This is a genomic window from Pseudomonas putida (genome assembly GCF_028682475.1).
Taxonomy (GTDB): domain Bacteria; phylum Pseudomonadota; class Gammaproteobacteria; order Pseudomonadales; family Pseudomonadaceae; genus Aquipseudomonas; species Aquipseudomonas putida_AG.
Genome location: NZ_JANHLE010000021.1, coordinates 23310 through 48410, shown reverse-complemented (window position 1 = coordinate 48410; position 25101 = coordinate 23310). Strand labels below are relative to the sequence as shown.

The 25101-nt window shown below is 61.9% G+C and carries 17 protein-coding genes; 13 read left to right on the top strand and 4 right to left on the bottom strand.

Annotated features, from left to right (window positions below):
* Window positions 1–182: 182 nt before the first annotated feature.
* Both NPS47_RS17640 and NPS47_RS17635 read left to right on the top strand, forming a co-directional pair.
* Window positions 183–995: a class I SAM-dependent methyltransferase gene (locus tag NPS47_RS17640; RefSeq protein ID WP_274296101.1), complete on the top strand. Its 813-nt coding sequence runs from the start codon at window positions 183–185 to the stop codon at window positions 993–995.
* 151 nt (window positions 996–1146) lie between these two features.
* A complete protein-coding gene (locus tag NPS47_RS17635; RefSeq protein ID WP_274296100.1) occupies window positions 1147–1950 on the top strand; it encodes an alpha/beta fold hydrolase in 804 nt (267 codons plus the stop codon).
* Between the two features lie 30 nt (window positions 1951–1980).
* Here NPS47_RS17635 and NPS47_RS17630 read toward each other — a convergent pair whose 3' ends face one another.
* Window positions 1981–2688, bottom strand: coding sequence for a peptidoglycan-binding domain-containing protein (locus NPS47_RS17630; RefSeq protein ID WP_274296099.1), 708 nt, complete (start codon window positions 2686–2688; stop codon window positions 1981–1983).
* A 421-nt stretch (window positions 2689–3109) separates the two neighbouring features.
* On the opposite strand from NPS47_RS17630, the gene gltS reads away from it, so the two are divergent.
* From gltS to NPS47_RS17575, 11 genes are all read left to right on the top strand, one after another.
* On the top strand, window positions 3110–4324 hold the full coding sequence (gene gltS, locus NPS47_RS17625; protein ID WP_274296098.1) for a sodium/glutamate symporter: 1215 nt from the start codon (window positions 3110–3112) through the stop codon (window positions 4322–4324).
* A 327-nt stretch (window positions 4325–4651) separates the two neighbouring features.
* On the top strand, window positions 4652–6190 hold the full coding sequence (bcsE, locus tag NPS47_RS17620) for a cellulose biosynthesis protein BcsE (RefSeq protein ID WP_274296097.1): 1539 nt from the start codon (window positions 4652–4654) through the stop codon (window positions 6188–6190).
* Window positions 6187–6375: a cellulose biosynthesis protein BcsF gene (locus tag NPS47_RS17615; protein ID WP_274296096.1), complete on the top strand. Its 189-nt coding sequence runs from the start codon at window positions 6187–6189 to the stop codon at window positions 6373–6375. The genes bcsE and NPS47_RS17615 overlap by 4 nt, the downstream gene beginning before the upstream one ends.
* Window positions 6368–7966: a cellulose biosynthesis protein BcsG gene (gene bcsG / locus NPS47_RS17610; RefSeq protein WP_274296095.1), complete on the top strand. Its 1599-nt coding sequence runs from the start codon at window positions 6368–6370 to the stop codon at window positions 7964–7966. The genes NPS47_RS17615 and bcsG overlap by 8 nt, the downstream gene beginning before the upstream one ends.
* A gap of 23 nt (window positions 7967–7989) precedes the next feature.
* Window positions 7990–8199 (top strand): cellulose biosynthesis protein BcsR, encoded by a 210-nt coding sequence (bcsR, locus tag NPS47_RS17605; RefSeq protein ID WP_274296094.1) that lies wholly within the window; start codon window positions 7990–7992, stop codon window positions 8197–8199.
* On the top strand, window positions 8196–8930 hold the full coding sequence (bcsQ, locus tag NPS47_RS17600; protein ID WP_274296093.1) for a cellulose biosynthesis protein BcsQ: 735 nt from the start codon (window positions 8196–8198) through the stop codon (window positions 8928–8930). Before bcsR ends, bcsQ begins: the two co-directional genes overlap by 4 nt.
* Window positions 8927–11524, top strand: coding sequence for a UDP-forming cellulose synthase catalytic subunit (bcsA, locus tag NPS47_RS17595; protein WP_274296092.1), 2598 nt, complete (start codon window positions 8927–8929; stop codon window positions 11522–11524). The genes bcsQ and bcsA overlap by 4 nt, the downstream gene beginning before the upstream one ends.
* Window positions 11521–13827 (top strand): cellulose biosynthesis cyclic di-GMP-binding regulatory protein BcsB, encoded by a 2307-nt coding sequence (gene bcsB, locus NPS47_RS17590; protein ID WP_425313524.1) that lies wholly within the window; start codon window positions 11521–11523, stop codon window positions 13825–13827. Before bcsA ends, bcsB begins: the two co-directional genes overlap by 4 nt.
* Window positions 13824–14924: a cellulose synthase complex periplasmic endoglucanase BcsZ gene (gene bcsZ / locus NPS47_RS17585; RefSeq protein WP_274296091.1), complete on the top strand. Its 1101-nt coding sequence runs from the start codon at window positions 13824–13826 to the stop codon at window positions 14922–14924. Before bcsB ends, bcsZ begins: the two co-directional genes overlap by 4 nt.
* Window positions 14912–18454 carry a cellulose synthase complex outer membrane protein BcsC gene (gene bcsC, locus NPS47_RS17580; protein WP_274296090.1) on the top strand — a complete coding sequence of 1181 codons (3543 nt, stop codon included), beginning with the start codon at window positions 14912–14914 and terminating at the stop codon, window positions 18452–18454. The genes bcsZ and bcsC overlap by 13 nt, the downstream gene beginning before the upstream one ends.
* Window positions 18455–18479: 25 nt before the next feature.
* On the top strand, window positions 18480–18698 hold the full coding sequence (locus NPS47_RS17575; protein WP_274296089.1) for a DUF4287 domain-containing protein: 219 nt from the start codon (window positions 18480–18482) through the stop codon (window positions 18696–18698).
* 206 nt (window positions 18699–18904) lie between these two features.
* On the opposite strand, the gene NPS47_RS17570 is transcribed toward NPS47_RS17575, so the two are convergent.
* From NPS47_RS17570 to NPS47_RS17560, 3 genes are all read right to left on the bottom strand, one after another.
* A complete protein-coding gene (locus NPS47_RS17570) occupies window positions 18905–19534 on the bottom strand; it encodes a hypothetical protein (RefSeq protein WP_274296088.1) in 630 nt (209 codons plus the stop codon).
* The gene (locus NPS47_RS17565) at window positions 19531–21390 is read right to left on the bottom strand and encodes a hypothetical protein (protein WP_274296087.1); all 1860 of its coding nucleotides are present in this window, start codon (window positions 21388–21390) and stop codon (window positions 19531–19533) included. Before NPS47_RS17565 ends, NPS47_RS17570 begins: the two co-directional genes overlap by 4 nt.
* Window positions 21391–21579: 189 nt before the next feature.
* Window positions 21580–24981 carry an Ig-like domain-containing protein gene (locus tag NPS47_RS17560; RefSeq protein ID WP_274296086.1) on the bottom strand — a complete coding sequence of 1134 codons (3402 nt, stop codon included), beginning with the start codon at window positions 24979–24981 and terminating at the stop codon, window positions 21580–21582.
* Window positions 24982–25101: the final 120 nt, after the last annotated feature.

Below are 25101 nucleotides of genomic sequence, written 5' to 3'. Positions count from 1 at the left end.
TTCGCAAAGGTTATATGCATGTATCCAACGGTTCTTGTACCGCAGGCAGCGTTGGGTTTTATCTGGTCGCAGGCGCGGGCGCGGATCCTCGGCCCGCCGCCGCGATGTGAACAACCCACAAGACCAAGGCGCGTTGACCGCCGCAGAGGCTGACGGCCGCGCGGATACATCAGGTGCAGACAATGAGCACACCCCTGGATTTGAATGCCTTGAAGGCACGCCAGCAGACGGCGTGGGCCAGTGGCGATTACGCAGTGATCGGTACGACCTTGCAACTGGTCGGCGAACGCCTGGCCGAAGCCTGCGACTTGCGTTGGGACGAAAAGGTCCTCGATGTAGCGGCCGGCAACGGCAATGCGACCCTTGCCGCTGCACGGCGCGGCTGTCAGGTTACCTCCACAGACTACGTGCCCGAGCTGTTGAAACGCGGTGAAGAGCGCTCACAGGCCGAGCACCTGAGCGTAGTGTTTCAAACCGCCGATGCCGAGGCGCTGCCTTTTGCCGACGGTGCCTTCGATGCCGTGATATCGACCTTCGGGGTGATGTTCACCCCCGACCAGGCCCAGGCGGCAAGAGAGCTCAGCCGGGTTTGCCGGTCAGGCGGGCGGATCGGGCTGGCGAACTGGACACCACAAGGTTTCATCGGGCAGATGTTCAAGACCCTCGGGCGGCACGTCCCGCCACCTGCCGGGGCGCTGCCGCCGTCGCGCTGGGGTGACGAAGAACAGTTGCAGCAGCTGTTCGGCGACAACGTCGGGGTCATCAATGTCAGCCGTCAGCAGTTCAATTTCCGCTATCGCTCGGCGGCGCATTTCATCGACGTGTTCAGAACCTGGTACGGCCCGGTGCACAAAGCCTTTGCCGCGTTGCAGAGTGACGCCGCCTATGCTTTGGAACGCGATCTTACCCAACTGCTGAACGACAACAACGTGGCTGGGGCCTCGTCGCTGGTGGTGCCCAGTGAATACCTGGAGGTGGTCATCAGCCGCCGCTGAATGGGAGCGGGCTTGCAGTGGGAGCGGGCTTGCCCCGCGATGCGATTTGGCGGATAGCCCGCAATCGCGGGGCAAGCCCGCTCCCACAAAGACCGTTACGCCCACTCTGAACTTGCTATCCTGCGGCTGGAACCATCAACCGAGGTTGCGCATGTCATTGTCAATCAACACCGAAGAGCTGTGGATCGATACACCGCAAGGGCGGCTGTTTTGTCGTCGATGGTTCCCCGCCGATGGCCCGGGCAATCCGGACAGGCCACCGATAGTCCTGTTTCATGACTCTCTGGGCTGCATTGCCCTGTGGCGGGACTTCCCCCGGCAGCTGTGCCAGGCCACTGGACGAGAGGTGATTGCCTATGACCGGCTCGGCTTCGGTCAGTCCGATGAGTATCCGGGACGCTTGCCGCGGCAGTTCATCCGCGAAGAAGCCGAGTACTTTTTTGCCCACCTGAAGACCGCGTTACAGGTCGAGCGTTTTGTCGTCCTGGGCCATAGCGTCGGCGGGGCAATGGCAGCAGTCTGTGCCTCTTTGTACCCACAACATTGCATGGCATTGATCACCATCGCTGCGCAGGCATTTGTCGAAGAGCGCACGCTGCAAGGCATTCGTGCCGCCGAGGTACAGTTCGAACAGCCCGAGCACCTGGCGCGTTTGAAAAAATACCATGGCGATAAAGCGCCCTGGGTACTGACGGCCTGGACCCGAACATGGCTTGCAGAGGCTTTCGGCGACTGGACCATCGAAAGCACCGTAGATGCCATTCATTGCCCGGCACTGGTGCTGCACGGTGAGCATGATGAATACGGCTCAGCGCTGCACCCGCAGCGGATCGCCCGGTTGTCGCAAGGGCCCAGCGAGTACGTGATCCTCGATGATTGTCACCATGTCCCGCACCGGGAGGCGCCTGAGGCGGTGCTGGGAGAGGTGGTTCGCTTCCTTGATGTAGAGCGTTGAGCGCAACCGGGCGTGGCTTGCTCATCTGCCTCAGGGCCATTCGATCTTCAGCGCCCGGGCGGTCGCCGGGCCGACAATACCATCGGCAACCAGGCGGTGAGTGGCCTGGAAGGCAATCACCGCAGCGGTGGTATGCGGACCGTACTCGCCGTCTATCTTTCCCGGGTCAATGCCCAGGGCCTTCAGGCAGTTCTGGATTTCCTTGACCTTCGCACTTTTGATGTTCGGCTCTTGCAGCCGAATGAACTGTGGTTGCGGCTTGAGGCGCGGCACCCGCGCATCGCTGCTGTAGGCAACGTTCGGCACCCTGCAGATATGGTCCCAGACCCGGCCGCTGACATTGCCGACGCGAACGCCAAGGTTGGTACCGGCGGCCTCCATGGTCTTGCCGTGGCCATCGGTAATGGCGACATGGCCCATCTGCCCGGGCAGCGGTGGTTTGCGGATCAGAATGACCCCGGCGGTGAGCATCGCATCGGACTCGTCGGTGACGATCAGGGTGCCATCCTTTGCGTCTCTGACCCAGGCGCCGGAGTACGCTTCAGTGATCGCCGGATTGCCCTTGTTGTCGATGCAGCCATAGAGCTTCTTGAGCTTCTGGAACAGCACCCAGGAGACGAACTCTGCACAGTCCCACGGGCCGTTCCAGTTCGGGTTGTCCTTGGGGACCAGGACATTCACGTATTTCTGGCCTTTCTTGGTCGCAGCGAGTGCGAACAGCTCTTCTCCGGTGACCATAGCGTGACCCTCTGATGACAGTGCAGGTAACTCAGCCGGGTTGCACCGTGTGCGGCGCTGCACCTTCTCCAGCCGGGACATCAAGGGGTAGATCCACGGCGCCGCGGCCCCGTGCAGGTTTCGCAGCGTACGGTGAGTGGACACTGATTTGTCGCACTTCAATTGACGGTAGCTTTGGCCGCAAAAGTTGTCCAATCGTGCGCGGCACTATGCCCCCCCTGTGGGAGCGGGCTTGCCCCGCGATGCCCCGTCCGCGATGGTGTGTGTAACGAATGGAACGAGACTATCCTTGCCGGGGCCAACACGCCGGTTGGTCAATGTGCGCCACGCGGGCGATCTGAATCAGCTTTTATTGATTCGGATCTGAACCGGCAGTGGGCAAATCGTGATAATGCTTTTTTCAGATTAGAGGAAGGCGTTGATGACCTCCCAGCTTTTCCCGGTTCACGGTCTCGTGAGCTTTACCCTTGCGATCCTCCTGCTTTTCCTCGGCAAAACCCTTGTCCAGCACAGCACCTTGCTGCGTCAATACTGCATTCCCGAATCGGTTGTCGGCGGTTTCGTCTGTGCCGCGGTGACCAGCCTGCTGTACTTCGGTCTGAATATCCAAGTCGAGTTCGATCTGCAGGTTCGCGACACCTTGCTGCTGTATTTCTTTGCCGGCATCGGCTTGAAATCGGATGTACGCCAACTGCTCAAGGGCGGACGCCCGCTAGTGATCCTGCTGGTGCTCGCCAGTGTCTTCATCGTCCTGCAAAACACCCTGGGCATGGGCCTGGCCGAGGTGTTTGGCCTCGACCCCAAGGCGGGGTTGATGGTCGGCTCGATTTCCCTGACTGGCGGGGTGGGCACAACATTGGCCTGGGCGCCGCTGTTCGTCGAGAAGCTCGGCATCAGCAACGCACATGAACTGGGCATCGCCAGCAACACCGTCGGCCTGATTGCTGCGTGCGTGATCGGCGGCCCGATCGCCAACCAGTTGATACGGCGCCATAACCTGACGCCTTCCCGGGATGCCGCGCTGGAGATCGGCATTCTCGAACATCAACCGAACAAGGGCGTGAACTACTACGATGTGCTCTGGGCCTGGATGTGGCTCAACCTGACGCTGATGCTCGGCTATGGCCTCAACCTGCTGCTGGTCGATGCCGGCATCACCCTGCCAAAATTCGTCAGTTGCCTGTTCGCCGGCATCGTCATCCACCACGTTGTGCTTGCCGTTGTCGGCGAGCAGAAGCTCAAAAGCTGGAGCGGTGCGAGCCTGGGCCTGGCGTTGATCTCCGATATCTGTCTGGGCATGTTTTTGACCATGGCCCTGATGGGGCTGCAGTTATGGCAGCTCAGCGGGGCGTTGATGTTCATCCTGTGCGCCTTGACCCTGCAAGTGCTGCTGACGGTTCTCTATACCTACTTTGTGGTGTTCCGCTGCATGGGGCGTGATTACGAAGCCAGTGTGGTTGCTTCCGGATTCGGCGGGATCACCCTCGGCTCCACGGCGACGGCCATCGTCAACATGACCACCGTGACGCAAAAGTACGGTGCGGCCCACCAGGCATTCCTGATCGTGCCGTTGGTGTGCGGCTTTTTCATCGACCTGGTCAATGCCGTGATCATTGGCATGTTCAGTGGTCTTTAAGCGGCGTCCGGCAGGCGGCTACACGTCAGTTGATCATTAGCCGCCACTGCTGACCTGCATCAAACTCCGATATTTCGCCGCGCGCAAAATAGCCAACCAATGGAACGGGTTGGCCAGCGAAATTCGGAGGTGCTGACGGTGACACTCGGCTTGATTTTGCTGCAGGTCATACGACTTGAGAAAATCGGTCTAAAGTCTTTGCTGCAGGCCCGTTCTATTTTTAACCCCCAGCACGCTCGACAGGATTGAGGCGTGTAGTGTGTGCATTGTTTTGCAACCGCGCCTGACTGGATGGACTGTTGTCCTGTGCCCTCAAGGAGGTGGCTATTGCATGCGTCGACACCGGTATTGCCCGGTCTTCCCGACAGACAAGCGGAAATGCGCATTGGTGGCCTGTACTGGCTGGCCTGCGAGTCGCCGGACACCGCCGACCGGCTGTGCACACAATTACTGATGAGCCTGCCGGCCTCGGCGCGGGCCTTGCTGGTCAATGCCGCCGGCGCCTCGCGCGACCTGGTCAAGGCGATTCCCGATGATCGCGGGCCAGGGCATCTGACCCTGTTCGACCTGCCCGCGATGTCCCCCAGACACATGATCCAGGCGGTGCGCCAGGACGTGCCGCGAGTGCGCGGTGGGGAAGGGGCGATCTGGCTGATCCGGGTGCCGCACAAAGGCTGGGACGAACTGGTGGCAGAATCCCTGGCGCTGTGGTGCTCCCGGGCTCAGGACTGGCTGCGTTCGGTGGGCAGTACGCTGCTGGTGGTCGGCGATACTCCACCACCGGCGCTGCTGGATATTCTGCTGCGCCACAACGACAACATTTCCGGCCTGGCCCAGGTCTACGTGGCCCAGGGCGCGCGGCATCTGCTGGTGCACTTCTGGAGTAACGACGCCGGCGTCAACGGCCCGCATGATTTCCTCCTGTTAGACGAGGGCAGCGGGTTCCGCGTGTCGCCTCGCCCCGACGATGACCGCGCCGCGCCGATCGCCAACGATCAGCGCCAGGTCCTGGCAGACACTGCCGTGCTGGCCGGCGAGACGCCACCAACCGCGCAATGGCACCTGTTCGGCGACCCGGACGCGCTGCTGGAACGGGGCATGGATGCGCAGGCGGCGACCGTGATCTTCGCCTTGAGCGGCACCGACGATGTCAACGCGCTGGCCAGGCGCCTGTACCAGTTGCGCAGTCATTGCGGGCGCGCGGTCAAACTGGTGGTACGCGAGATGCTGCAAGGCCTGCGTCAGCACGAAGAACAGTTGCTGCTGGCCAGCGGCGCAAATCTGGTGGTGCCGCTGGGCACGCCGTTTCTGCGCTTCCTGACCCTGGTGCGCTCGATTCAGGGCCACCGCTGGCAGCGTCCACTGGCGGCCGAACCGTCAGCGCTGCTAGCCCGCCTGCAGCCTCTGCAGGTGCGTGGCTGCCTGTCGCCACGGGCGTTCGCTGCGGCGGCGAAGAAGATGGCCGACAACACCGTCGGCACTGAGGTGCGTCACCAGTTGCTGCGCTTGCAGCCCTTGCCAACACTCAGCCCGACCGCACTGCTGCAGGAGCTGCAACTGCGCCGCTATGGCGATATCGCCTGCATCGCCGGTGATGTGCCTTATCTGTTCCTGTTCGCCTGCAGCCCGTCGCTGGTCGACGCCGCGTTGCGCAATGTGTTCCGCCTGCCCTGGCAGGATGTGCTTGGCGGTTACGAAAGTGTGCTGCCCTCGCAAGTGCTGTCGCTGCCGCAGTTCCAGTCCGATGACAGCGCCGCGGTCGACGCCCTGGTGCTCGACCCGGCTGAGGCACAGCCGGACACCGAGGCGTTCCGGCCGCTACAGCCACAGAAGATTTCCCTGCAAGTGCTGGAGGCGCGCCAATGACCTACGAAGAACTGCTGTGGGTCATCGGCCTCACCGCTTTATTGACTGCACCGCTAGCGATTGCCTTGTTCCTGTTGGGCCAACGTCTGGTCACCTGGTTCAGTCGCCGTTTGCCACCGCGCCACCTCATCGCCCGGGGTGTGCGGATTAATCATGATGCCGAAAAGGAGGGCGTCCATGAGTGACGCGGTCGCCACAGCGCCGGTACTGAAATGGCCGGAGCTGGGGCTTTGGAACCTGTATTTCCTCGGCAAGTTTGTCTTGTTATGGATGGGCCTGCTGGACTTCAACGCGCTGCTCAATCTATTGCTCGCCGCCGGGCTGCTGTTGCCCTTGCCGGGGCCATGGCTGCCGCGCCTGCGCAACGCTGTTGCGGTGCCACTGGGGGCCGCGCTGCTCTACAAGGACACCTGGTACCCGCCGATTCGCAGGCTGTTCGAGCAATCCGAGGTGCTGGCGTTTTCCGTCGACTACGTCATTGACCTGCTTGGGCGTTTCGTCAACTGGGACGTGCTCGGCGTGCTCCTGGCCATCGGCCTGGCCTACTTGTTCATTGCCCCGTGGGTGCGCCTGACGCTGGTCAGCGTTGCGTTGCTGCTGTGGGTGTACCTGGTCGGCGCTTTACCGGCGATCAGTGCACCGGTGCAGTCGGTCGCCAGCGAGGCGGGTACCAACCAGGGTGCCAGTAGCCCGCTGGCCGAAAGCAAGGCCATCGATGCCTGGCTGGATCAGTTCTATCGCGAGCAGTCGGGCAAGATGACCCGCTTCCCGGAGCGCAACCCGACGGCCGAGCCATTCGACCTGCTGGTGCTCAACGTCTGCTCGCTGGCCTGGGACGATCTGGAAGATGCCGGCATGCGCGACAACGCCTTGTTCCGGCGCATGAACGTGGTGTTCGACCGCTTCAACTCGGCGACTTCATACAGTGGCCCGGCAGCGATCCGCATGCTGCGCGCCAGCTGTGGCCAGCCGCATCACATCAAGTTGTACGAGCCGGCGAACGAGCAGTGCATGCTGTTCGACAACCTGGCCAAGCTCGGTTACAGCCCCGAGTTGATGCTCAACCACAACGGCCCGATCACCCGTAAATACATGACCTTCCTCGCCGGTCAGCACCTGCCTGCACCGCTGATGAGCAGCGACGAGTTCCCCACGGCGCTGAAGTCGTACGACGGCGCCAACATTGCCCGCGACCACGACGTGCTGCAGGCCTGGTGGACGCATCGGCTCAAGGAGCAGAAACCTGCGGTGTCGCTGTTCTACAACACCATCACCCTGCATGACGGCAACCGCATCACCAATGCCGATGGCAGCACCCGGCGCGCCTCGTTCCAGGAACGGGCGAAGAACTTCCTCGGCGACATCGACCAGTTCATCGACATGGTCGAGCAAAGCGGGCGGCGCGTGGTGCTGGTGCTGGTGCCGGAACATGGTGCGGCGGTGCACGGTGACCGCATGCAGATTTCCGGCATGCGCGAGATTCCGTCGCGCTCCATCACCCACGTCCCGGCGGTGATCAAGCTGATCAACATGGGCGAAAACGACCAGCAAGGGCCTCAGCATGTCACTGCGCCGTCCAGCTACCTGGCGGTCTCCGAGCTGATTGCCCGGCTGTATGCACAGCAGGGCGGGCCGCTCGACCTGGCGGCGTTGACCCACGACCTGCCGACCACCGCGGCAGTTTCGGAGAACTCCGATTCTGCCGTGGTCGAGTTCCAGGGCCGGCCCTACGTACGCATCAAGGGACAAACGCAATGGATGCTGTATCCCGAATGAGCCGCGAACAAAGAGGAGGCGATATGACCGAGGACGAGCGGAAACTGCGCAGCGATGACATCGCCCGGCTCAAACAGCGCCTGGGCGATGAAGGCATGCCGTACCAGGACATCAGCCGCGAAGGCGAGCTGCTTGCCGCCTGCCGGCGCTGGCCGTTACTGGCCGAAAGCGATGGCTGGTCGAGCGATAGCGTCACAATCGCGCAAGTCAGTCACCAGGCGCCGACCCTATGACGGTGGTGGCACTGAGCGGTATTCGTGGTGGTGTCGGTACGACGTCGGTGCTTGCCGGCCTGGGCTTTGCCTTGCACCTGTTGCAGCAACGCGTGCTGATGGTCGACCTGCACCCGCGCAACCTGTTGCGCCTGCACTGCAACCTGGCCCTGGAGGCGCCAGATGGCTGGGCCACGGTCGACCAGGACGCCGAGGGACGCTGGAACGAGGCCTTGCTGCAGGTGGTGGAGGGCTTGTACCTGCTGCCATTCGGGCAGCTGTCGGCGCAGGCGTTGAGCGTGCTGGAGCAGCGTCAACGGACCCAGCCGCAGGAGTGGCCGCAACGCTTGCACACCCTGCAGGCGCACTTTGACTGGATCCTGCTGGACCTGCCCGCCACGTTGCCGGCCGGGCAAGCGGCGCTGCCGCTGTTGCCGGAGGCGACGAGGCGTGTCCGGGTCGTGGAGGCGGACGCCGCATGCCATGCGCTGTTGTGTACTGAAGGGGCGGGCGGCGACTTGCTGCTGGTCAACCGTTTCGACCCGGTCAGCCAGTTGCAACGCGACCTGCTGCTGCTCTGGGGCGAACGCCATGCGCAACTGATTCCCCAGTTGATCCACCGCGACGAGGCCATGGCCGGTGCGCTGGCCTGGAAGAGCCCGGTGGGCCACTACGCGCCAGACTCCCTGGCCAGCCATGACGTGCGCAGCCTGGCGACCTGGCTACTGGCACAGGAGGCCCGTCGCGTATGAATCGCTATCGCGCCTATCGCCAGCGCGGTGCACGCCCGTTTACGGCCGTCGTGCTCAGCATCGGTGCCAGTCTGGCCTGGGTATTTCTGCGCCTGGACTCGCCGCAGTGGCAACGGCTGCTGCGCAACTGGCGTCAGTATTATCCGCAGCTTGCGCATAAACGTCCGAGCCTCGGCGACCCGCTGCGTGGCCTGGTGCAGACCCTCTGGCTGTTGCTGCTACGCCCCGCACGTCCGGAACGCGGTGCCGATCTGAAACGGGGCAAGGGCATTCGCTGGGGGCAACGCCTGGGGCGCGGTCTGTATACCGGGGTGCAACGCGCCCGCCTGCCGCTGGTAGGGCTGATGCGCAGGTTGCCGCGGCTTATCGGCCGCAGCGACGCCCTGGCGCAGACGCAGCGCCGGATCAAGGCGAGCGGCTCGACCGGCGAACGGGTGTTCTACTGGACCCTGGCAGTGGTCGGGATGGTCATCGCGCTGCTGTGCATTACCTCGCCGTTCAACCTCTATGCACAGCTGGTGTTCGTCGTCACCCTGGGGGCGATGGCGATGCTGATGCGCTATATGCCCGGGCGTTTTCCGACGCTGATGATGATCATCCTGTCGATCACCATCTCCTGCCGCTACCTGTGGTGGCGCTACACCTCGACACTGCACTGGGAAAACGACCTCGACCTGATCCTCGGCATGATCCTGTTGCTGGCCGAGACCTATTCCTGGCTGGTGCTGATCCTCAGCTTTGTACAAAGCGTCTGGCCGTTGCGCCGGCCGGTGTTGGCCCTGCCAGAAGACCGGCGTTTGTGGCCGAGTGTCGATCTGGTCATCCCGACCTACAACGAAGACCTGTCGGTGGTGCGCACCACGGTCATGGCGGCCCTTGGCCTGGACTGGCCACGCGACAAACTCAAGGTGTACATCCTTGATGACGGCGCCCGCGAAGAGTTTCGTACCTTCGCCAAAGAGATCGGGGTTGGCTACATCGACCGTCACGATAATCACGGTGCCAAGGCGGGCAACCTCAACCACGCGCTGGAGCAATTGACCGGCGATCTGGTCGCGGTGTTCGACTGCGACCATATCCCGGTGCGGGCGTTCCTGCAGTTGACCGTAGGCTGGTTCCTCCAGGACCCGAAAATGGCCCTGGTACAGACCCCGCACCACTTCTTCTCCGCCGACCCGTTCGAGCACAACCTCGGCTCGTTCCGCCGCAAGCCCAACGAAGGCGAGTTATTCTACGGCCTGATCCAGGATGGCAACGACCTGTGGAACGCCACCTTCTTCTGCGGCTCCTGCGCGGTATTGCGCCGCTCGGCGCTGGACGACATCGGCGGCTTTGCCACCCAGACCGTGACTGAAGACGCCCACACCGCCTTGCGCCTGCACCGTGCCGGCTGGAACTCGGCGTACATGCGCGTTCCCCTGGCGGCGGGCCTGGCCACCGACAGCCTGGCCGCCCATGTGCGTCAGCGTATTCGCTGGGCACGCGGCATGGTGCAGATCTTTCGCATGGACAACCCGTTGCTGGGCAAGGGCCTGAGCCTGTTCCAGCGCTTGTGCTACGCCAACGCCATGCTGCATTTTCTGTCCGGGCTGCCGCGGCTGATTTTCCTCACCGCGCCACTGGCGTTCCTGCTGCTGCATGCCTATGTAATCTATGCCCCGGCGGTGCTGTTGTTGCTCTATGTGCTGCCGCACATGCTGCATGCCAGCCTGGTCAACTCGCGGGTCCAGGGGCCGTACCGGCAAACCTTCTGGGGTGAGGTCTACGAGTCGGTGCTGGCCTGGTACATCATGCGCCCGACCCTGGTGGCACTGTTCTCGCCCAAACGTGGCAACTTCGACGTCACCGTCAAGGGCGGCATGAACGAGAGCGACCGCCTCGACTGGCGCATCGCCCGGCCTTACCTGGTGCTGGCCGCGTTCAACGTGGTGGGCCTGGCCTTTGCGGTCTGGCGCTTTTTCTACGGGCCGAGCAACGAGTACGGCACGGTGATCGTCAGTTCGTTGTGGGTGATCTACAACCTGCTGTTGATCGGTGCAGCGCTGGCGGTGGCGGCCGAAGTTCGTCAGGTGCGGCGCTTCCAGCGTGTGCCGGTGGAACTGCCGGCAGCCTTGCGCCTGCCCGACGGCCATCTCTATCCGGGGCTGCTCTACGACTACTCCGACAGCGGTGCCGGGATCGAGCTGGAAAGCCCCCGCGCGCTGGCGCCGGACACTCAGGTGCTGTTGCTGCTGGAGCGGGCCGGGCGCGAGTTCGTGTTCCCTGGCCGGGTCATGCGCTGCGCCGAGCGCAAGGTCGGTATCAGCCTGGCGGAGCTGACCGTGCAGCAACGCATCGACTACGTGCAGTGCACCTTCGCCCGCGCCGACAACTGGCTTGGCTGGAGCGACAGCCATGTGCCGGACCGGCCACTGCGCAGTTTCTTCGATGTGCTGGCACTGGGAGCCATGGGCTACTACCGGGTCATCGAGTATGCCCCGGCCTGGGTGCGCCTGCCGGCCATGCCGATCATCGGCGCAACCCGCTGGTTGCTCAGTTTCTTCCCGCGGATGCCGCGTCCCATTCCCTCCGACTCAATGAAGAGTACGACATGAAGCGTTCATTCCTGTCTCCATGGACCCTGGCTCTGCTCCTGGCGGCCATGGGCTTGCCGTTCACCCTGGCGGCCGAAGAGCAGCCAGCAACCACGACTGCGGCGCCGCAGGTGCCCCACTGGTTGCGTGCACAAACTTTCGAAAGTCTGGGACGCGGTAGCGACAGTCTGTTGATGGGCGTGCGCAACAGCGACCAGATCGAATTCAGCCTGCGTCGCGACCGCCTCGCCAGCAGCGTCGAGCTGGAGCTGAACTTCACCCCGTCACCGGCGCTGGTGCCGCGTCTGTCGCACCTGCGGGTTTATCTCAACGACGAACTCATGGGTGTGGTGCCGATCAGTGCCGACGATATCGGCCAGCAGCGCCAGCAACGCATGGCCCTCGATCCGAAACTGGTACAGGACTTCAACCGCGTGCGCGTGGAGTTCGTCGGCCACTACACCGACATCTGCGAAGACCCGGCACACAGTTCGCTGTGGCTGAACGTCAGCCGCAAAAGCGTGATCCGGGTCGATGAGCAGGCTCTGGTCACCGACAACGACCTGGCGTATTTCCCGCTGCCGTATTTTGATCCACGCGATACTGACCAACTGAGCATTCCAATGGTCTTCGCCGGCAGCCCGGGGCTTGGCGAGCAGAAGGCCGCAGCGATTATCGCCTCGTATTTCGGCAGCAAGGCGAAATGGCGCATGGCGACCTTCCCGGTGCTCTACAACCAGCTACCGGCACAGACCGCTACGCAACCGCTGCCGAGCATTGTCTTCGCCACCAACGACCGGCGTCCGGCGTTCCTCGCCGACCTTGAGCGTTTTCCGCCGGTAGAAGGGCCAGTGATTCAGCAGATCACCCACCCGGACAACCGCTACAGCAAGGTGCTGCTGGTGCTCGGTCGCAACGAAGACGATCTGGTCAAGGCCGCTTCGGCACTGGCCGTGGGCACTGACCTGTTCCGTGGCTCGCGGGTGGCGGTGGAAGGGGTTCAGGAGCTCAAGCCACGTGAACCCTACGATGCGCCAAACTGGGTGCGTACCGACCGCCCGGTGCGTTTCGCCGAGCTGCAGGAATACCCGGGCCAGCTGCAGGTCAACGGCCTGCGGCCGCAGCCGATCGAATTGTCGCTCAACGTACCGCCTGATCTGTTCGTCTGGCGCAACCAGGGCGTTGCCGTGCAGACCCTGTATCGCTACACGCCACCGGTGGTCACCGACGAATCACGCCTGACCATCCGCCTTAACGATCACTTCGTCGGCAGCATTCCGCTGCCAGGCTCCGACGGTATGGGCGCGGCCTTGCAGGAACTGCGCACACGGGTGTTCTCCGCGGATACCTCGACGCTGTCCGACAAGACCCTGGTACCGGCAGCAAAAGTCGAAGACCGCAACAAGCTGCGTTACGACTTCAGCTTCGCCAGCAAGGTCGGCAACGCCCAGAACGGCCAGTGCCAGACCTTCCTGCCGGCGGACGTGCAGGCAGCCATCGACGAGAACTCGACCATCGATCTGTCCGGCTACTACCACTACATCGCCATGCCCGACCTGCGCGCGTTCGCCCGCAGTGCCTTCCCCTTCAGCCGCATGGCCGACCTGTCGCAGACCCTGCTGCTGATGCCGGGCAAGCCCAACGAACTGCAACTGGGCACCATGCTCGACCTGGTCGCCGGGATGGCCTCGCGCATCGGTTACCCGGCACTCGGGCTGCAACTGGCTGACGACTGGGCGGTGGCCGCCAAGGCCGACGCCGACCTACTGGTGCTCGGCCCGCTGCCGGACGACCTGCGTAACGGCAACGGCCGTGAGCTGAACCTGCTGCTCGACCGTTCGCGCGACTGGCTACGCCAGGCACGCTCGCCGTGGCCGCTGGATGCCAGCAGTGCGCAGCGCTTGCGTGAAGATGTGCGCAACAAACCTGCCAGTCAGGTCGACGTGATCGCCCGCGCGCCGATTGCGGCGATCACCGGCATGCAGTCGCCGTTCCACTCGCAACGCAGCATCGTTGCGCTGCTGGCCAGCGACAATGCCGACTACACATTGCTGCGCCAGGCCCTGACCGATCCGGGCAAGCTCAATGACCATATCCGCGGCTCGGTCAGCCTGATCCGCAGCAGCGGCGTCAGCAGCCACTATGTCGGCGACACTTACTTCGTCGGTCGGCTGCCGTGGTGGATGCTGCTCTGGGTGAAGCTCTCCTATCACCCGGTGCTGTTGGCCCTGGGCGCGGTGCTGAGCATTGTTCTGCTGGGCGTGGTGGCCTGGCGTCTGCTGGCCTGGGTCGCGCGCCGGCGCCTGCTTGAGGGCAAGGAATGACCGCTTCGAAGTGGCTGCTGGGCGGTGCGCTGTGGCTGTGCGCGTCGCTCGCGACGGCCAGTTGCTGGCCGGCCTGGGAGCAGTTCAAGGCTGACCTGGTCAGCCCGGACGGGCGGGTGATCGATCCGGCCCAAGGGCGTATCAGCACCTCCGAAGGGCAGACCTACGGACTGTTCTTCGCCCTGGTGGCGAACGATCACGAGCGCTTCAAACAACTGCTCAACTGGACCGAGAACAACCTCGCCGGCGGCAACCTGAGCAAGCAGTTGCCGGCGTGGAAGTGGGGGCAGGACGACAAAGGCAAATGGCGCGTGCTGGACGCCAACAACGCCAGCGATGCCGACCTGTGGCTGGCCTACAGCCTGCTGGAAGCCGGGCGTTTGTGGGCCGTGGCCGAGTATCGCGAACTGGCCATCCAGGTGCTCTGGCGGGTTGCCGCACAGACCTTGCGGCCGCTGCCCGGCGTCGGTGTGATGCTGCTGCCGGGTGATCGCGGCTTTACCACCGCGCAGGGCACCCGGCTGAACCCCAGCTACTTGCCGCCGCAGGTGCTGGACCGTTTTGCCGAACTGGCGCCGCTCTGGGAGGAGCTGGCGCGTAACAGCCGCAAACTGTTGCTCGACAGTGCGCCCAAGGGATTGGCCCCCGACTGGCTGGCGCTGCGCGACAACGGCAGCTTGGCCAGTGACCCGGTCAATGGTGCCAAGGGCAGTTACGATGCCATCCGCGTGTACTTGTGGCTGGGCATGCTCGACCCGGCTGCCAGCGGTCGTCAGGCGTTGCTCGAACGCTACCGGCCCATGGTTGCCTTGACCCTCGAACAAGGCGTTCCGCCGGAAACCGTCAATGTCGAAACGGGTGAGGCCAGTGGTCACGGCCCGGCGGGCTTTTCGGCCGCCTTGCTGCCGCTGCTGACGGCGCTGAAAGAGCAGCATGGCCTGCAACAGCAACGTCAGCGCCTGGTGCAAGCGCCGGCCAGTGGATATTACAACCGCGTACTGAGCCTGTTTGGCCAGGGATGGGATGAGCGTCGCTATCGATTCGACGCCAAAGGAAGACTGGTACCCGGCTGGGAAAAAGCGCAATGCGAAAACTGACGACATTACTGTGCCTGAGCGCCGTCCCTCTGACGCTGCTGGCCCAGCCCGCTGACCGTGGCGAACAGCGCGAATGGCTGATGCAGCAGATCCGCCTGGGCGAAGCGACGCACCGCGAGAGCCTGGTGGAAGACTCCCTGGCGCGCTTGCGCCTGCTGGAGCCGAACAACCTCGACGCGCTCACCGCCTCGATCCGCCAGGCGGTGCGCACCCGCGAACTTGACCGCGCCCGGCAACTGTATGCCGACCTGCATCGCCTGGCCCCGGACAGCCCGCAAGACCGGCAGATGCAGCGCCTGCTGGAAATGAACAGCGGGGAGGGCGAGCAGACCCTGCAACAGATCCGTCTGCTGGCCACGGCCGGGCGTTTCGAGGAGGCACTGACCCGTTATGACGCGGCGTTTGGCAAGGGCGAGCCGCCAAGCCTGGAGCTGGCGCTGGAGTACTGGCGCATCCGCAGTCGCTTGCCCGAGCAGTTGCCCACCACCATCGACCACCTGTATGCCCTGGACAAGCAGTACCCGGGCAGTCCGGAACTGCAGCAGTTTCTCGCCGAGCAGTTGTTCCGCGCCAAACGCAACGACGAGGCGCTGATCGTGGTCAAGCGCATGGCCGGCGAAAGCCAGTCACGCAACCTCGCGGCCGGCCTGGAATACGCTTATCTGAGCAAGCAACCGGTCAGCGATGCCAGCGTCCGTGCCTGGCAGACGTTCCTTGAGCGCTACCCCGGGGATTCCCATCAAGCCCAGGTGCAGGAACTGCTGGCCGGGCAACAAAAACTCACCGGTGATCCAGCCTGGCGTGCCGGTCAACTGGGCATCCGCATGCTGGTGGAAAAGCGCACCCCGGCGCTGGCCGAGCGCAACCTGCGCAAGGCCCTGGTGGCGTACCCGAAGGACGCCACCCTCAAGGGCTACCTGGGCCTGGCCCTGGCGCGTCAGGGCCGTCGTCAGGAGGCGCTCGACTGGCTCAAGCAGGCGGTCGCCGAAGAGCAGGACACCTATATCCTGAGTAAATGGCACGAACTGCTGGCGTCCACCGAATACTGGCTGCTGATGCAACGCGGCCGTCAGGCGCTGAACGCAGGCAACTACAACGTCGCCCAACAGGCTTATGAAGAAGCCGCCCGCCGTGATCCCAAGGAACCGCTGGCGCTGCTCGGACTGGGCAATGTGGCGATGGCGCGCAAGCAACTGCCGCGCGCCGAACAGTACTACCTGCAAGCGTCGCGCCTGCAGCCGGGCAACGAAAACACCGTGCGCGCCTTGTCACGCTTGTACCAGGCGCAATCGCCGGCACGTCATTCGCGCTACGTCGCCAGCTTGCCGGCCGGGCAGCGCCAGTGGGCTGCGCAGAGCAATGGACAGTCGGCTGGCAGTTCGCAACTGGCGCTGTTGCGCAGTCAGGCCCGGCAGTCGCTGGAGCGCCAGGACTGGGCGGGCGCCGAGCGTCAATTGAGTCAGGCCCGTCAGCTCGCGCCGAACGACCCGTGGCTGGCCAGCGATCTGGCCCGCGCCTTGCGCATGCAGGGCAAGGGGCCGCAAGCGGATGCCGTGTTCGCCGATCTGCTGGCGCGCCAGGGCCAGGAACCGAGCGCACGCTTCGCCCATGGTTTGTACCTGGAATCGGACGGGCGCAGTCAGGCCGGGCTGGACAGCCTTGAACAAGTGCCCGCCCGGCAGTGGAACGACGGCATGCAGGCCTTGCACAAGCGCTTGCAGCGCCAGGTGGTTCTCGACCGCTCCCGCGCCCTGGCCGACAGTGGCGACATTGCCGGGGCGATGGCTGTGCTGGAAGGCCAACTGGCTGCCGGTCAGCCGGTCACGCAACAGCTGGGCGACCTGCAGCAACTGGCCGGCTGGGCGCGGCAGTCGGGGGATCTGAGTGCAGCCGATGGCTACTACACCCGTATGCTGGCCCTGCAAGCGGACAGCCCGCAGGCGCGTCTGGGGCATATCGAGGTCTTGATCGAACGCGGCGAGACAACGGCTGCCCGGCAGATGCTGCAGCGCGATGAACCGCAGATACCTGCAGAGCGCGTCGACGAGCGACGGCGCCTGGGCAATGCCTGGGCCGCGGTGGGTGAGCGTGACAAGGCGCGGGTGCTGCTGGCCGAAGTGGCCGAGCGCAAGACCACCCCGGATGCCTTGCTTTACCGCGACCTGGCACGCACGCTGCCGCGCGAACAGGCAGACCAGGCGCTGGATTACTACGCACTGGCCATGCGCGATGCCGGGTTGCTGAGTGCCGAACAGGCCAGCCCGCGCGATGACATCGCCTTGACCCGCGCCAGCCGCGCCAAGGATGAAGACGACTGGTTACTGCAAAGCCTGCGCCAGGATGTCGACAAACGCTATCAGCGGCAGAGCCCGACCGTGACCGTCCAGCAGGATTACGGCTGGCGCGACAACGATGGTGCCGAGGGTATTTCCGATCTCACCACCTCGACGACCATGGTCCATGCACAGATGCCGGTCGGTGATGGCCTCGGCTTTGCCCGTGTCGAGCAGGTGGCACTACGTGCGGCGAGTTTCGATACTGACGCCGACGGCCTGCATCGCGAAGCCTTCGGCAGCTGTTCGTTTGGCGGCAAGGGCGTTACCAACACGGGTTGCCCTGGCGGCAAGGAAACCGCCGATGGTGTCACCCTGGCCGCCGGTTGGCAGGGCGATGGCATCAGCGCCGACATCGGCACTTCGCCCATGGGCTTCGAGGTGCAGAACCTGTTGGGCGGCGTCACCTTCGATGGCAAGACCCACGGTATCGGCTGGTCGCTGACCGGCTCGCGGCGGCCGATGAACAACTCGTTGCTGTCCTACGCCGGCGCCGAGGATCCGCGCACCGGTATCAGCTGGGGTGGGGTGACGGCTACCGGGCTTACTCTGGGCCTGAGTCGTGATCATGGCCTGGACGATGGCGTGTGGGCCAGCCTCGGTTACCACTGGCTGCAGGGCAAGAACGTCGAAGACAACAAGCGCTGGCGCGCCCTGGGCGGGTACTACTACCGCCTGATCAACCGTGTTGACGAAGAACTGCGCATCGGTGCCACGGCCATGACCTGGCAGTACGACCGCAACCTCAGCGGCTACACCCTGGGCCAGGGCGGTTACTACAGCCCGCAGCGCTACCTGTCGTTCGGCGTGCCGGTCAGCTACGCCTGGCGCAACCCTGACTGGTCGGTTTACCTGGAAGGCTCGCTGGGCTATTCCTGGGCGCGCAGTGATGATGAGCGTACCTTCCCGCTGTCTTCGGTCAACGATGACATCGTCAACTACTATGGTGGGGCGCAAGGCAACATCGACGGTACGCGTGAAGGCGACAACAACAAGGGCCTGGGCTATCTGGCCCAGGCCATGGTCGAGCGGCGCCTGGATGATCATTGGGTGCTGGGCGGCGGGTTCACCCTGCAGCGCAGCGAAGACTACTCGCCCAATCGCGCGTTGCTCTACCTGCGTTACAGCTTTGACCCCTGGCAGGGCAACCTGCCGTTGCCGGTGAACCCGCTCAAGCCTTATGCGGAGTTTCGTTGAAACCGATGGAACAGGAGAGTGCACCGTGAGCGAAGATGCAAAAGTCAAAGGACCCGCTTCGTATTTTCCGTCGATTGAAAAAAAGTACGGACAGCCCATCAGTCATTGGCTGGAACTGCTTAAGACAGTCAGTGGTAAAAAGCACATGGAAATGGTGGCGTGGCTGAAAACTGAGCATGGTCTGGGGCATGGTCATGCCAATGCGCTGGTTGCCCATTATCTGGCGGCCAGCAAAGGCACCTGACCACGAATCTCTGCTATTCCTAATAGTTGAGCCAGATCAGTAGCTGAGTATTCGCAGACAGTGTTGCGGCCAGAGGACCGGAGGGGGGCGGTCCTCGTGGGTGGCCTTTGATTCAGGTAGGGTGCACATCTGCTGAAGTCGAAAGTAAGTGGAACTCAGCGCAGCTTGATGGTCAGCAGCCTAATTAAGCTGCTGCTGTCGAAACGTTAACTCGGACTCAAATATTTTAACCTAAGTACCTTCAGCGATATATCAGTGACAAGGCCGAGCGATTGTTTGATCTCCTCTTCAGAGCAAGGGTCCAGGTTGTCATGGCGAGCACGAATCGACACTCTCTCGACGTCTGTGCGCATAGTGATCAAACTCGTCAGCTCTTCCACTCCGCCAAATTTTACGCCGATTGGAGTGCGCTCGAAGTGGTCAGCAAACACGCCTAGAAATCCACTGAGAGCAGTTACCGCAGCGACACCAGCAGCAACCTTGTCATTCGCCAATGGGGTGCCTTGGGCCATGTAGGCGAGCGCCGCACTGATAATGCCTGTGGCGGCAGCGACTATTGAACTGCTCAACCGAATTCGGCGCACGAGCAACATGCTGGATTTCATGACCGATACTAGAGAGTCGATGTCTTTACCAAGCTGTTCGGTCGTTGCTTTTATTAGTTCAAAGCTGGCTGCCCTATGTGGGGCGTCGGTACCCGCAGGTTTTTCGTCTTCTACACCGAACTTCATGGCGCCGGAGAGCATTTTTTGGCTATCGGGGAATTTGTTTCTCAGCAGATCAAGTGCGCTAGGGTTGGACGTCTCAAGATAGCCAACCAGGACGTTAGTGTTCATGTGTGTTCCTTTTTGTCCGGTTCAAGAATTAAGACCAGGAGAAACGCGGCGACGAAAGCCCACGTCATCCAGCCGAGCGTCCAAAATATATGAATCAATGCGCCAGCAAAAAAAATAAAAGCAATTGCAACTACCCCTCGTAATGCCCATGTTTCAGATCTGGAAATCAGGGTGCGACGGCGAATTATATTTTTTCTGATATAAATCCATCCGGCGACACAAAACACCAATGTTAACCCTGTACCAAATAAGGTCCCAATGGGGCCCGATCTGTAGCTGGCCCGCCAAGCGCCAATCCCCCCGGAGTCGGAAATAGGTCTATTGGCCGACTCCCAGGAAATTTGGTAGGCGCTAAAGGGGATGTTGCTTCCATGGAGCGTAGATGGGTAACGCGTCACTGTAATCGCTGCCTCGTCGTTCCTGTCGCTACCACTTACCGATTTACGCACGGTAACCTCTAGATACTGATTGAAGTTATCAGAATCAATCGATATTGAGCCTATTTTATTGAAGGCTGAAAGCAGCGCTCCTAACGATAAAGAACCAGCAGGAATAGCTTTAAGAAGCTCGGCAACCTCGTCACTGAGAATCGGCCGTGTGAAACCAAAAAAAGCGCCTTCTTTCGCGGAGTTACAACCTATAGGTACCAGGAAAACACCGCGCTGCTGCGCTTTTTCAACAAGCACCGGGATGTCCATTTTAAGCGGCTCCCGCCCCGCGCCACGATCTTGGACAAACTGCCGATTTTCAATATGGCCAACCAGGATCAATGTTTTTCCCGAAAACTCCGAAAGAAATCGATTAATATCTTCATGGCTCAACAGGCGCGGCTCAAGATGGCCTCGCTCAGCCCATGCTGCGCTCATGTTAACGATTGACGATCGGGCTAAGGCCGAATCTAGAAAGAAAACCAATTCTGGCTCACCGCCGGGTATGGGATCATCCAGCCGATGCAGAACTTCCCACAGGGCCTCGTAGTGCTTTGCTCTGAATTCCCAATTTTCGATACCATATTTTGAGAGGTGGGAGGTTTTCAGGTAGTCGTATAGTGCATTTTTTGCGTATTCGTTCTCATGAGCGTTGGAAAGCAGCGAGTGATCACTTGTCATTTGTAAAATTGTTTTGCGTAATTCAGGTCTTGATTCATCGTGCAATGGGAACTTGTCTGAAAGCTCTTTCAGTTCCTTGTCCAAGGCGCTCCGCCACTGACGAACAATGTCAGTGTTAAGTTTTGAAGGGTCTTGCTCTTGAATCCCTTTTTCATGCGCAAATTCAAGCAAGAGCTCAGCGGCGCCCGGCTTTAAGTCAAGTACGAATTTTTTTGTCTGCTCATTGATGCTCGACTCAATGAATTCGATGTATTTTTGTTTGTTCGCCTCGGTCATGCTGTTGAGTTGCTGTAGTTGGATTCCGGTTTCGCTGCCTTTGCGAAAAACTGGCGATATGCCTATTTTTTCCAACGTGTCAGGGCTCAGCGCGTCGAGGTAAAATTCCAACTCCATGGTTGATAAATTATTTATCCAGGCTTTTGCCTCTTGCGGCGTCCCTTTCAGTAAGGCTTCATGTGTTCTTGAAGGAATAGACAAGTTGGCAGGGCGCGTGGCTGAAGCGCTGGCGCCCGTGTGAGAGGGGTCCTTGATCTGGGTCGCCGGTGCATGCTCACTCAGTACCGGCTTTGCACTAGCGATTGCTGCAGCACTCACCTGCTGAATGCTGATAGCAGAAAACAATAGCGTTGCAACTAGGGAATACTTGAAAATCGTACTCCTTGTTATCCCACGGCGCGCTATTTTTGTTGGCATTTCGTGTGGTTTCCAGGCAGAGGGCCCGAATGCCCCGGCTATTTTTAGCAGCATAGATCAACCTCGTAACATCGCCGCCTACTTTGAAGACCTCAACTAATTACATCGCCTGTTAGCACAGCTTGCTATAACGCGCCGTGCGTAAAATGCTCCACCGCATTTACAGCGTGCTGAATTCGGGCCAACGGTTTGGCCCGAATTCAGCAGTTGCCCGGTAAAGGGCAACACGGTATCTCCCACCAACTAGCGCACGACCACCGGCGCCGTCACCTTCGTTCCTGCGGACGAACTGACGGTCACGCTCGGGCTGCTTGTCGGCGCGCTACCGGTGGTGGTCACCGACACCCGCCAGCGTGCCCCGGAACCGCTAGGGCTGAGCATCGTCGTGCCGAGGCTCAGCGGGCCGGCGACGGTCGAGGCGTTCATCGTGATCGTATTCCCGGTACCGAGTGACGTGGTGCCCGCCAGCTCCCAGGTGTAGCGGTTGTTGCTGCGGGCGGTGACCGTGGCGCTGCTGATCACCAGTTCTTCGTTGACCGCCGCGGCGCTGACGGCCACCGATACCGTTGCCGGTTTCTCCGAGACCGCATCCTTGGCATCACTGGCGTTATAAGTGAAGGTCGCGGTAAACGGCGCCGGGACAATCGCCGGCGGTGTATAGGTGACGCGCAAGCCATCGGTACTGGTGCTGCCCAGGCCGGAGTCCGGTTGGGTCAGGTCCACCACTTTGAGCGGCAGGTTGCCGTCGGGGTCGGTGTCGTTGGCCAGCACGTTGATGAGCAACGGTTTGCCGTTGTTGCTGATGGCACTGTCGGGGTTGGCCAGCGGCTTCTTGTTTTCGCCCTGGTGGTCGTCGTCTCTATCGCCGGTGCGGAATGTCGGCAACGCGGCAGAGTTGACGTAGGTGACACCGTCCCAGCCAGGCAGCGGGGTTGGCATCAACTGGAACTGCCCCGGATGCTCGACATCCCAGCGCAGCAGCATCGAGGTATCCTCATGCTGGGTGTTGTGGCAGTGCTCCATGTAGGTGCCGGCGAATTCACGGAAATGAATGGCCATTTCGACATCGACTGAACTGTCGATCCCTTCGCCGATGCGGTACACGTCTTTGCGCGCCCATTTCTCCCATTCCGGCGGCGCCTTGCCGTCACGGCTGAGGATGATGGCTTCCTCGAAATGCACATGGACCGGATGGTTCCAGCCGTTGCCGCCGTTGATGATCTTCCACACTTCCAGCGTGCCGTCGCCAGAGAACCCGGCGTCGGTCGGCCCGGTAGCCAGTTGCGGGGCAGCGCTGATGCGCCGCGGGTCCATGTTGTAGCCCAGGCCGCCGTCGGTCTTGATCGTCCACGGTGCCTCGTCGGTGCCATCGGAACGGCCGAAAATGTACTCGCGATGGCGCGCGGCCTTGAGCCTGGCCTGTACGGCCGGGTTGTCGCGGTCGAGGGTCAAGGGGATCATGTATTTACCGGCAGGTTTGCCCGGTTTGGCCGGTTCAAAGTCAGCCGGGTTCATGCTCAGGTCCTGGCCGCTGTAAGGCTGCACCAGCAGTTGCAGGAACTTGCCCACCGCCGGATCGCCCTTGTCCCATTGCGGGCCTTTGCTGGTTTGCTTGATCACCGCTTTGTACTTCTCCGACAGCACGTCGGCCAGGCTCAGTGCGTTCTTCTCCGGGCCCTTGCCGGTCTTGTGCTCCATCAGGTTGACGAAGTAGATCCTGTCGCCGGGCTTGATCCCGTTTTTGCCGAAATCGATGATGATGTCGAAGCGTTCGGCGATGCCCTGGGTCGGCAGGATGGCGTTGTGGTTCTGGCGGTCGCCATCGCCGTCCAGGTCCATGCTGCCGTCGAACGGCACGGCATGCTCCATGATGTTGCCGTCGTTGGCGATCATGTGGAACGGCACCCGCGCATAGGACACGCCAGATCCCGGTGGCCCCGGGAATTCGCCGCCATTGCCGCTGACCTCACGGACCACGGCAAACTTGAAGTAGCGCGACACCGAACCATTGAGGATACGGAAACGATAGCTGCGCGCCCGCACTCTCAGGCGTGGCTCATACTGCCAGTTGACCAGAATCTGGTCGCCGAGAAAGCCATCGGTGTTGAACGGGTTGAACCACAGTTGACCGTTTTCGTCCCAGGCCTTGTCGGCGACCAACAGGTTCACATCGTAATCGCGGTTGCCCCAGGCTAACGCCGAACCGCTGGGCAGGCGCAGGTTGACGCCATCGTCGAGGGCTTCGTTACCGCGATCCAGGGCGCTGTAGTAGTTCATCATCACTGCGTTGCCCTTGTAGACGTTTTGCGCGGTGAAATCGAGCATGTGGTCGTGGAACCAGTGGGTGCTCATGGTTTCGCGCCAGTCGCCGCGAATCTTGATGCTGCCGTTGTCGCAGGTCTTCAGGCCGGGACTGCGGTCGTTGACGAACAGCTTTTCTCCCGGTGAGCAGGGGAATGCCGCGCGCGGGTCCTGGGCGTCGGTGTTGATGCTGTCGTAACCGGCCAATTGCAGCGGCCAGCGATAGTCGTAGTATTGCCCCGGAAAGAAATATGCATTGGCGTAGCCATCGCTCTCGGCGGGGGCGTGGCCATTGTGTTCGTGAGTGCTGATGGTGTGCAGGCCGAAACCTGCGTTGGCCGCGGGGTCGATCGGCAGGCCGTTGTAATGACGCATCAGCAGTGGTTGACCGTAGCGGGCCATCAACAGTTTGACCGGGAAGGTGCCGTCGAAGGTCCACAGCGAATTGTGATTTTGCACCGGCATATTCGGATGGAAGCGGGTGTCGATACCGCGGGTCGTGCCGGTCGTGGTCGGGAGGTCCGAGGTCTGGTAGTAGAGCCCGCCGGGGCCGAATTCACCGACTGCGTAATGGTGTAATTGGCCGCGATCGCGCAGGCCGAGGTTGATCCTCGCACCCGTCTGCACGGTTTTGAAATCGACCTGGGGGAAGAACTCGTTCCAGCGCTGATGTGACCAGCCTTTTCCCGGTGGCCGCCCTTCAGCCGGAGACCCCACCGGATAGCGGTTGAGGAAGTCTTCGATTTGCGCCTTCCAGGGGTTGCGATCGAGCACGTTGGAATACTGCGATGGAAACGGAAACAACCCCGGCTGGCGCATGTAGTCGTCGAGCGCAGCGCTTGAAGGCACACTGCGGGCCACGCTGTCGGGGTCTTGTTGCGGGGCGGGGCCCTTCGTCGGTATCGGGAACGTCAGCGGCGGCGCCGGCAACGTTGGGTCGAATTTTTCCGTGCCGAACTCTTCGAACAACAGCAATTGCTGGGTGAAGGGCAGGGCTCCGAACAGCGGGCTGGGTTTGCCGTTGGTAGGGTAATTGAACGAGGTCTGTGCGGCGGGTGGCAGTACGTTGTCGGCGCGTGGTGTGTTGCGGTCGCCGAATGCGCCGTTGGGCAGGGCCAGCGCGCCCTGGTTGGCTGGCGGCAAGGCTTTCAGGGCCTCCAGGGCGACTTTGGGGTCGGCAGGCGGGTTAGCGAAGGCGGACGGGTCGGTCGGTGGCGGTGGGCCGAAATCATCCAGGGGGGCGGCACTGACCGATGCCAGGCTGGCGCTGATCAACATCACCGAGACCAGCCCTGGCCCCCACAAACTGCTTCGCGAATGTACCCCCGGTGTAGCGTTTTTCATGCTTTTCCCCTCGCTTCATGCCGAACGGCGAAACCTGCTGTCCCCCCAGTGGAGACGGCAGCTGCAGCGCTTGGAGGGGCGCAAGCAACAGGTGGGCCAAGTGCCATATGTGAAAAAAAT

Excerpts from the sequence above, each read along its gene's own strand:
- NPS47_RS17560 (WP_274296086.1), bottom strand. The coding sequence starts at position 24,981 with ATGAAAAACGCTACACCGGGGGTACATTCGCGAAGCAGTTTGTGGGGG.
- bcsR (WP_274296094.1), top strand. The coding sequence starts at position 7,990 with ATGACCGAGGACGAGCGGAAACTGCGCAGCGATGACATCGCCCGGCTC.
- NPS47_RS17565 (WP_274296087.1), bottom strand. The coding sequence starts at position 21,390 with ATGCTGCTAAAAATAGCCGGGGCATTCGGGCCCTCTGCCTGGAAACCA.
- NPS47_RS17630 (WP_274296099.1), bottom strand. The coding sequence starts at position 2,688 with ATGGTCACCGGAGAAGAGCTGTTCGCACTCGCTGCGACCAAGAAAGGC.
- bcsA (WP_274296092.1), top strand. The coding sequence starts at position 8,927 with ATGAATCGCTATCGCGCCTATCGCCAGCGCGGTGCACGCCCGTTTACG.
- gltS (WP_274296098.1), top strand. The coding sequence starts at position 3,110 with ATGACCTCCCAGCTTTTCCCGGTTCACGGTCTCGTGAGCTTTACCCTT.
- bcsB (WP_425313524.1), top strand. The coding sequence starts at position 11,521 with ATGAAGCGTTCATTCCTGTCTCCATGGACCCTGGCTCTGCTCCTGGCG.
- bcsQ (WP_274296093.1), top strand. The coding sequence starts at position 8,196 with ATGACGGTGGTGGCACTGAGCGGTATTCGTGGTGGTGTCGGTACGACG.
- NPS47_RS17615 (WP_274296096.1), top strand. The coding sequence starts at position 6,187 with ATGACCTACGAAGAACTGCTGTGGGTCATCGGCCTCACCGCTTTATTG.
- bcsG (WP_274296095.1), top strand. The coding sequence starts at position 6,368 with ATGAGTGACGCGGTCGCCACAGCGCCGGTACTGAAATGGCCGGAGCTG.
- NPS47_RS17640 (WP_274296101.1), top strand. The coding sequence starts at position 183 with ATGAGCACACCCCTGGATTTGAATGCCTTGAAGGCACGCCAGCAGACG.
- NPS47_RS17635 (WP_274296100.1), top strand. The coding sequence starts at position 1,147 with ATGTCATTGTCAATCAACACCGAAGAGCTGTGGATCGATACACCGCAA.
- bcsC (WP_274296090.1), top strand. The coding sequence starts at position 14,912 with ATGCGAAAACTGACGACATTACTGTGCCTGAGCGCCGTCCCTCTGACG.
- NPS47_RS17570 (WP_274296088.1), bottom strand. The coding sequence starts at position 19,534 with ATGAACACTAACGTCCTGGTTGGCTATCTTGAGACGTCCAACCCTAGC.
- bcsZ (WP_274296091.1), top strand. The coding sequence starts at position 13,824 with ATGACCGCTTCGAAGTGGCTGCTGGGCGGTGCGCTGTGGCTGTGCGCG.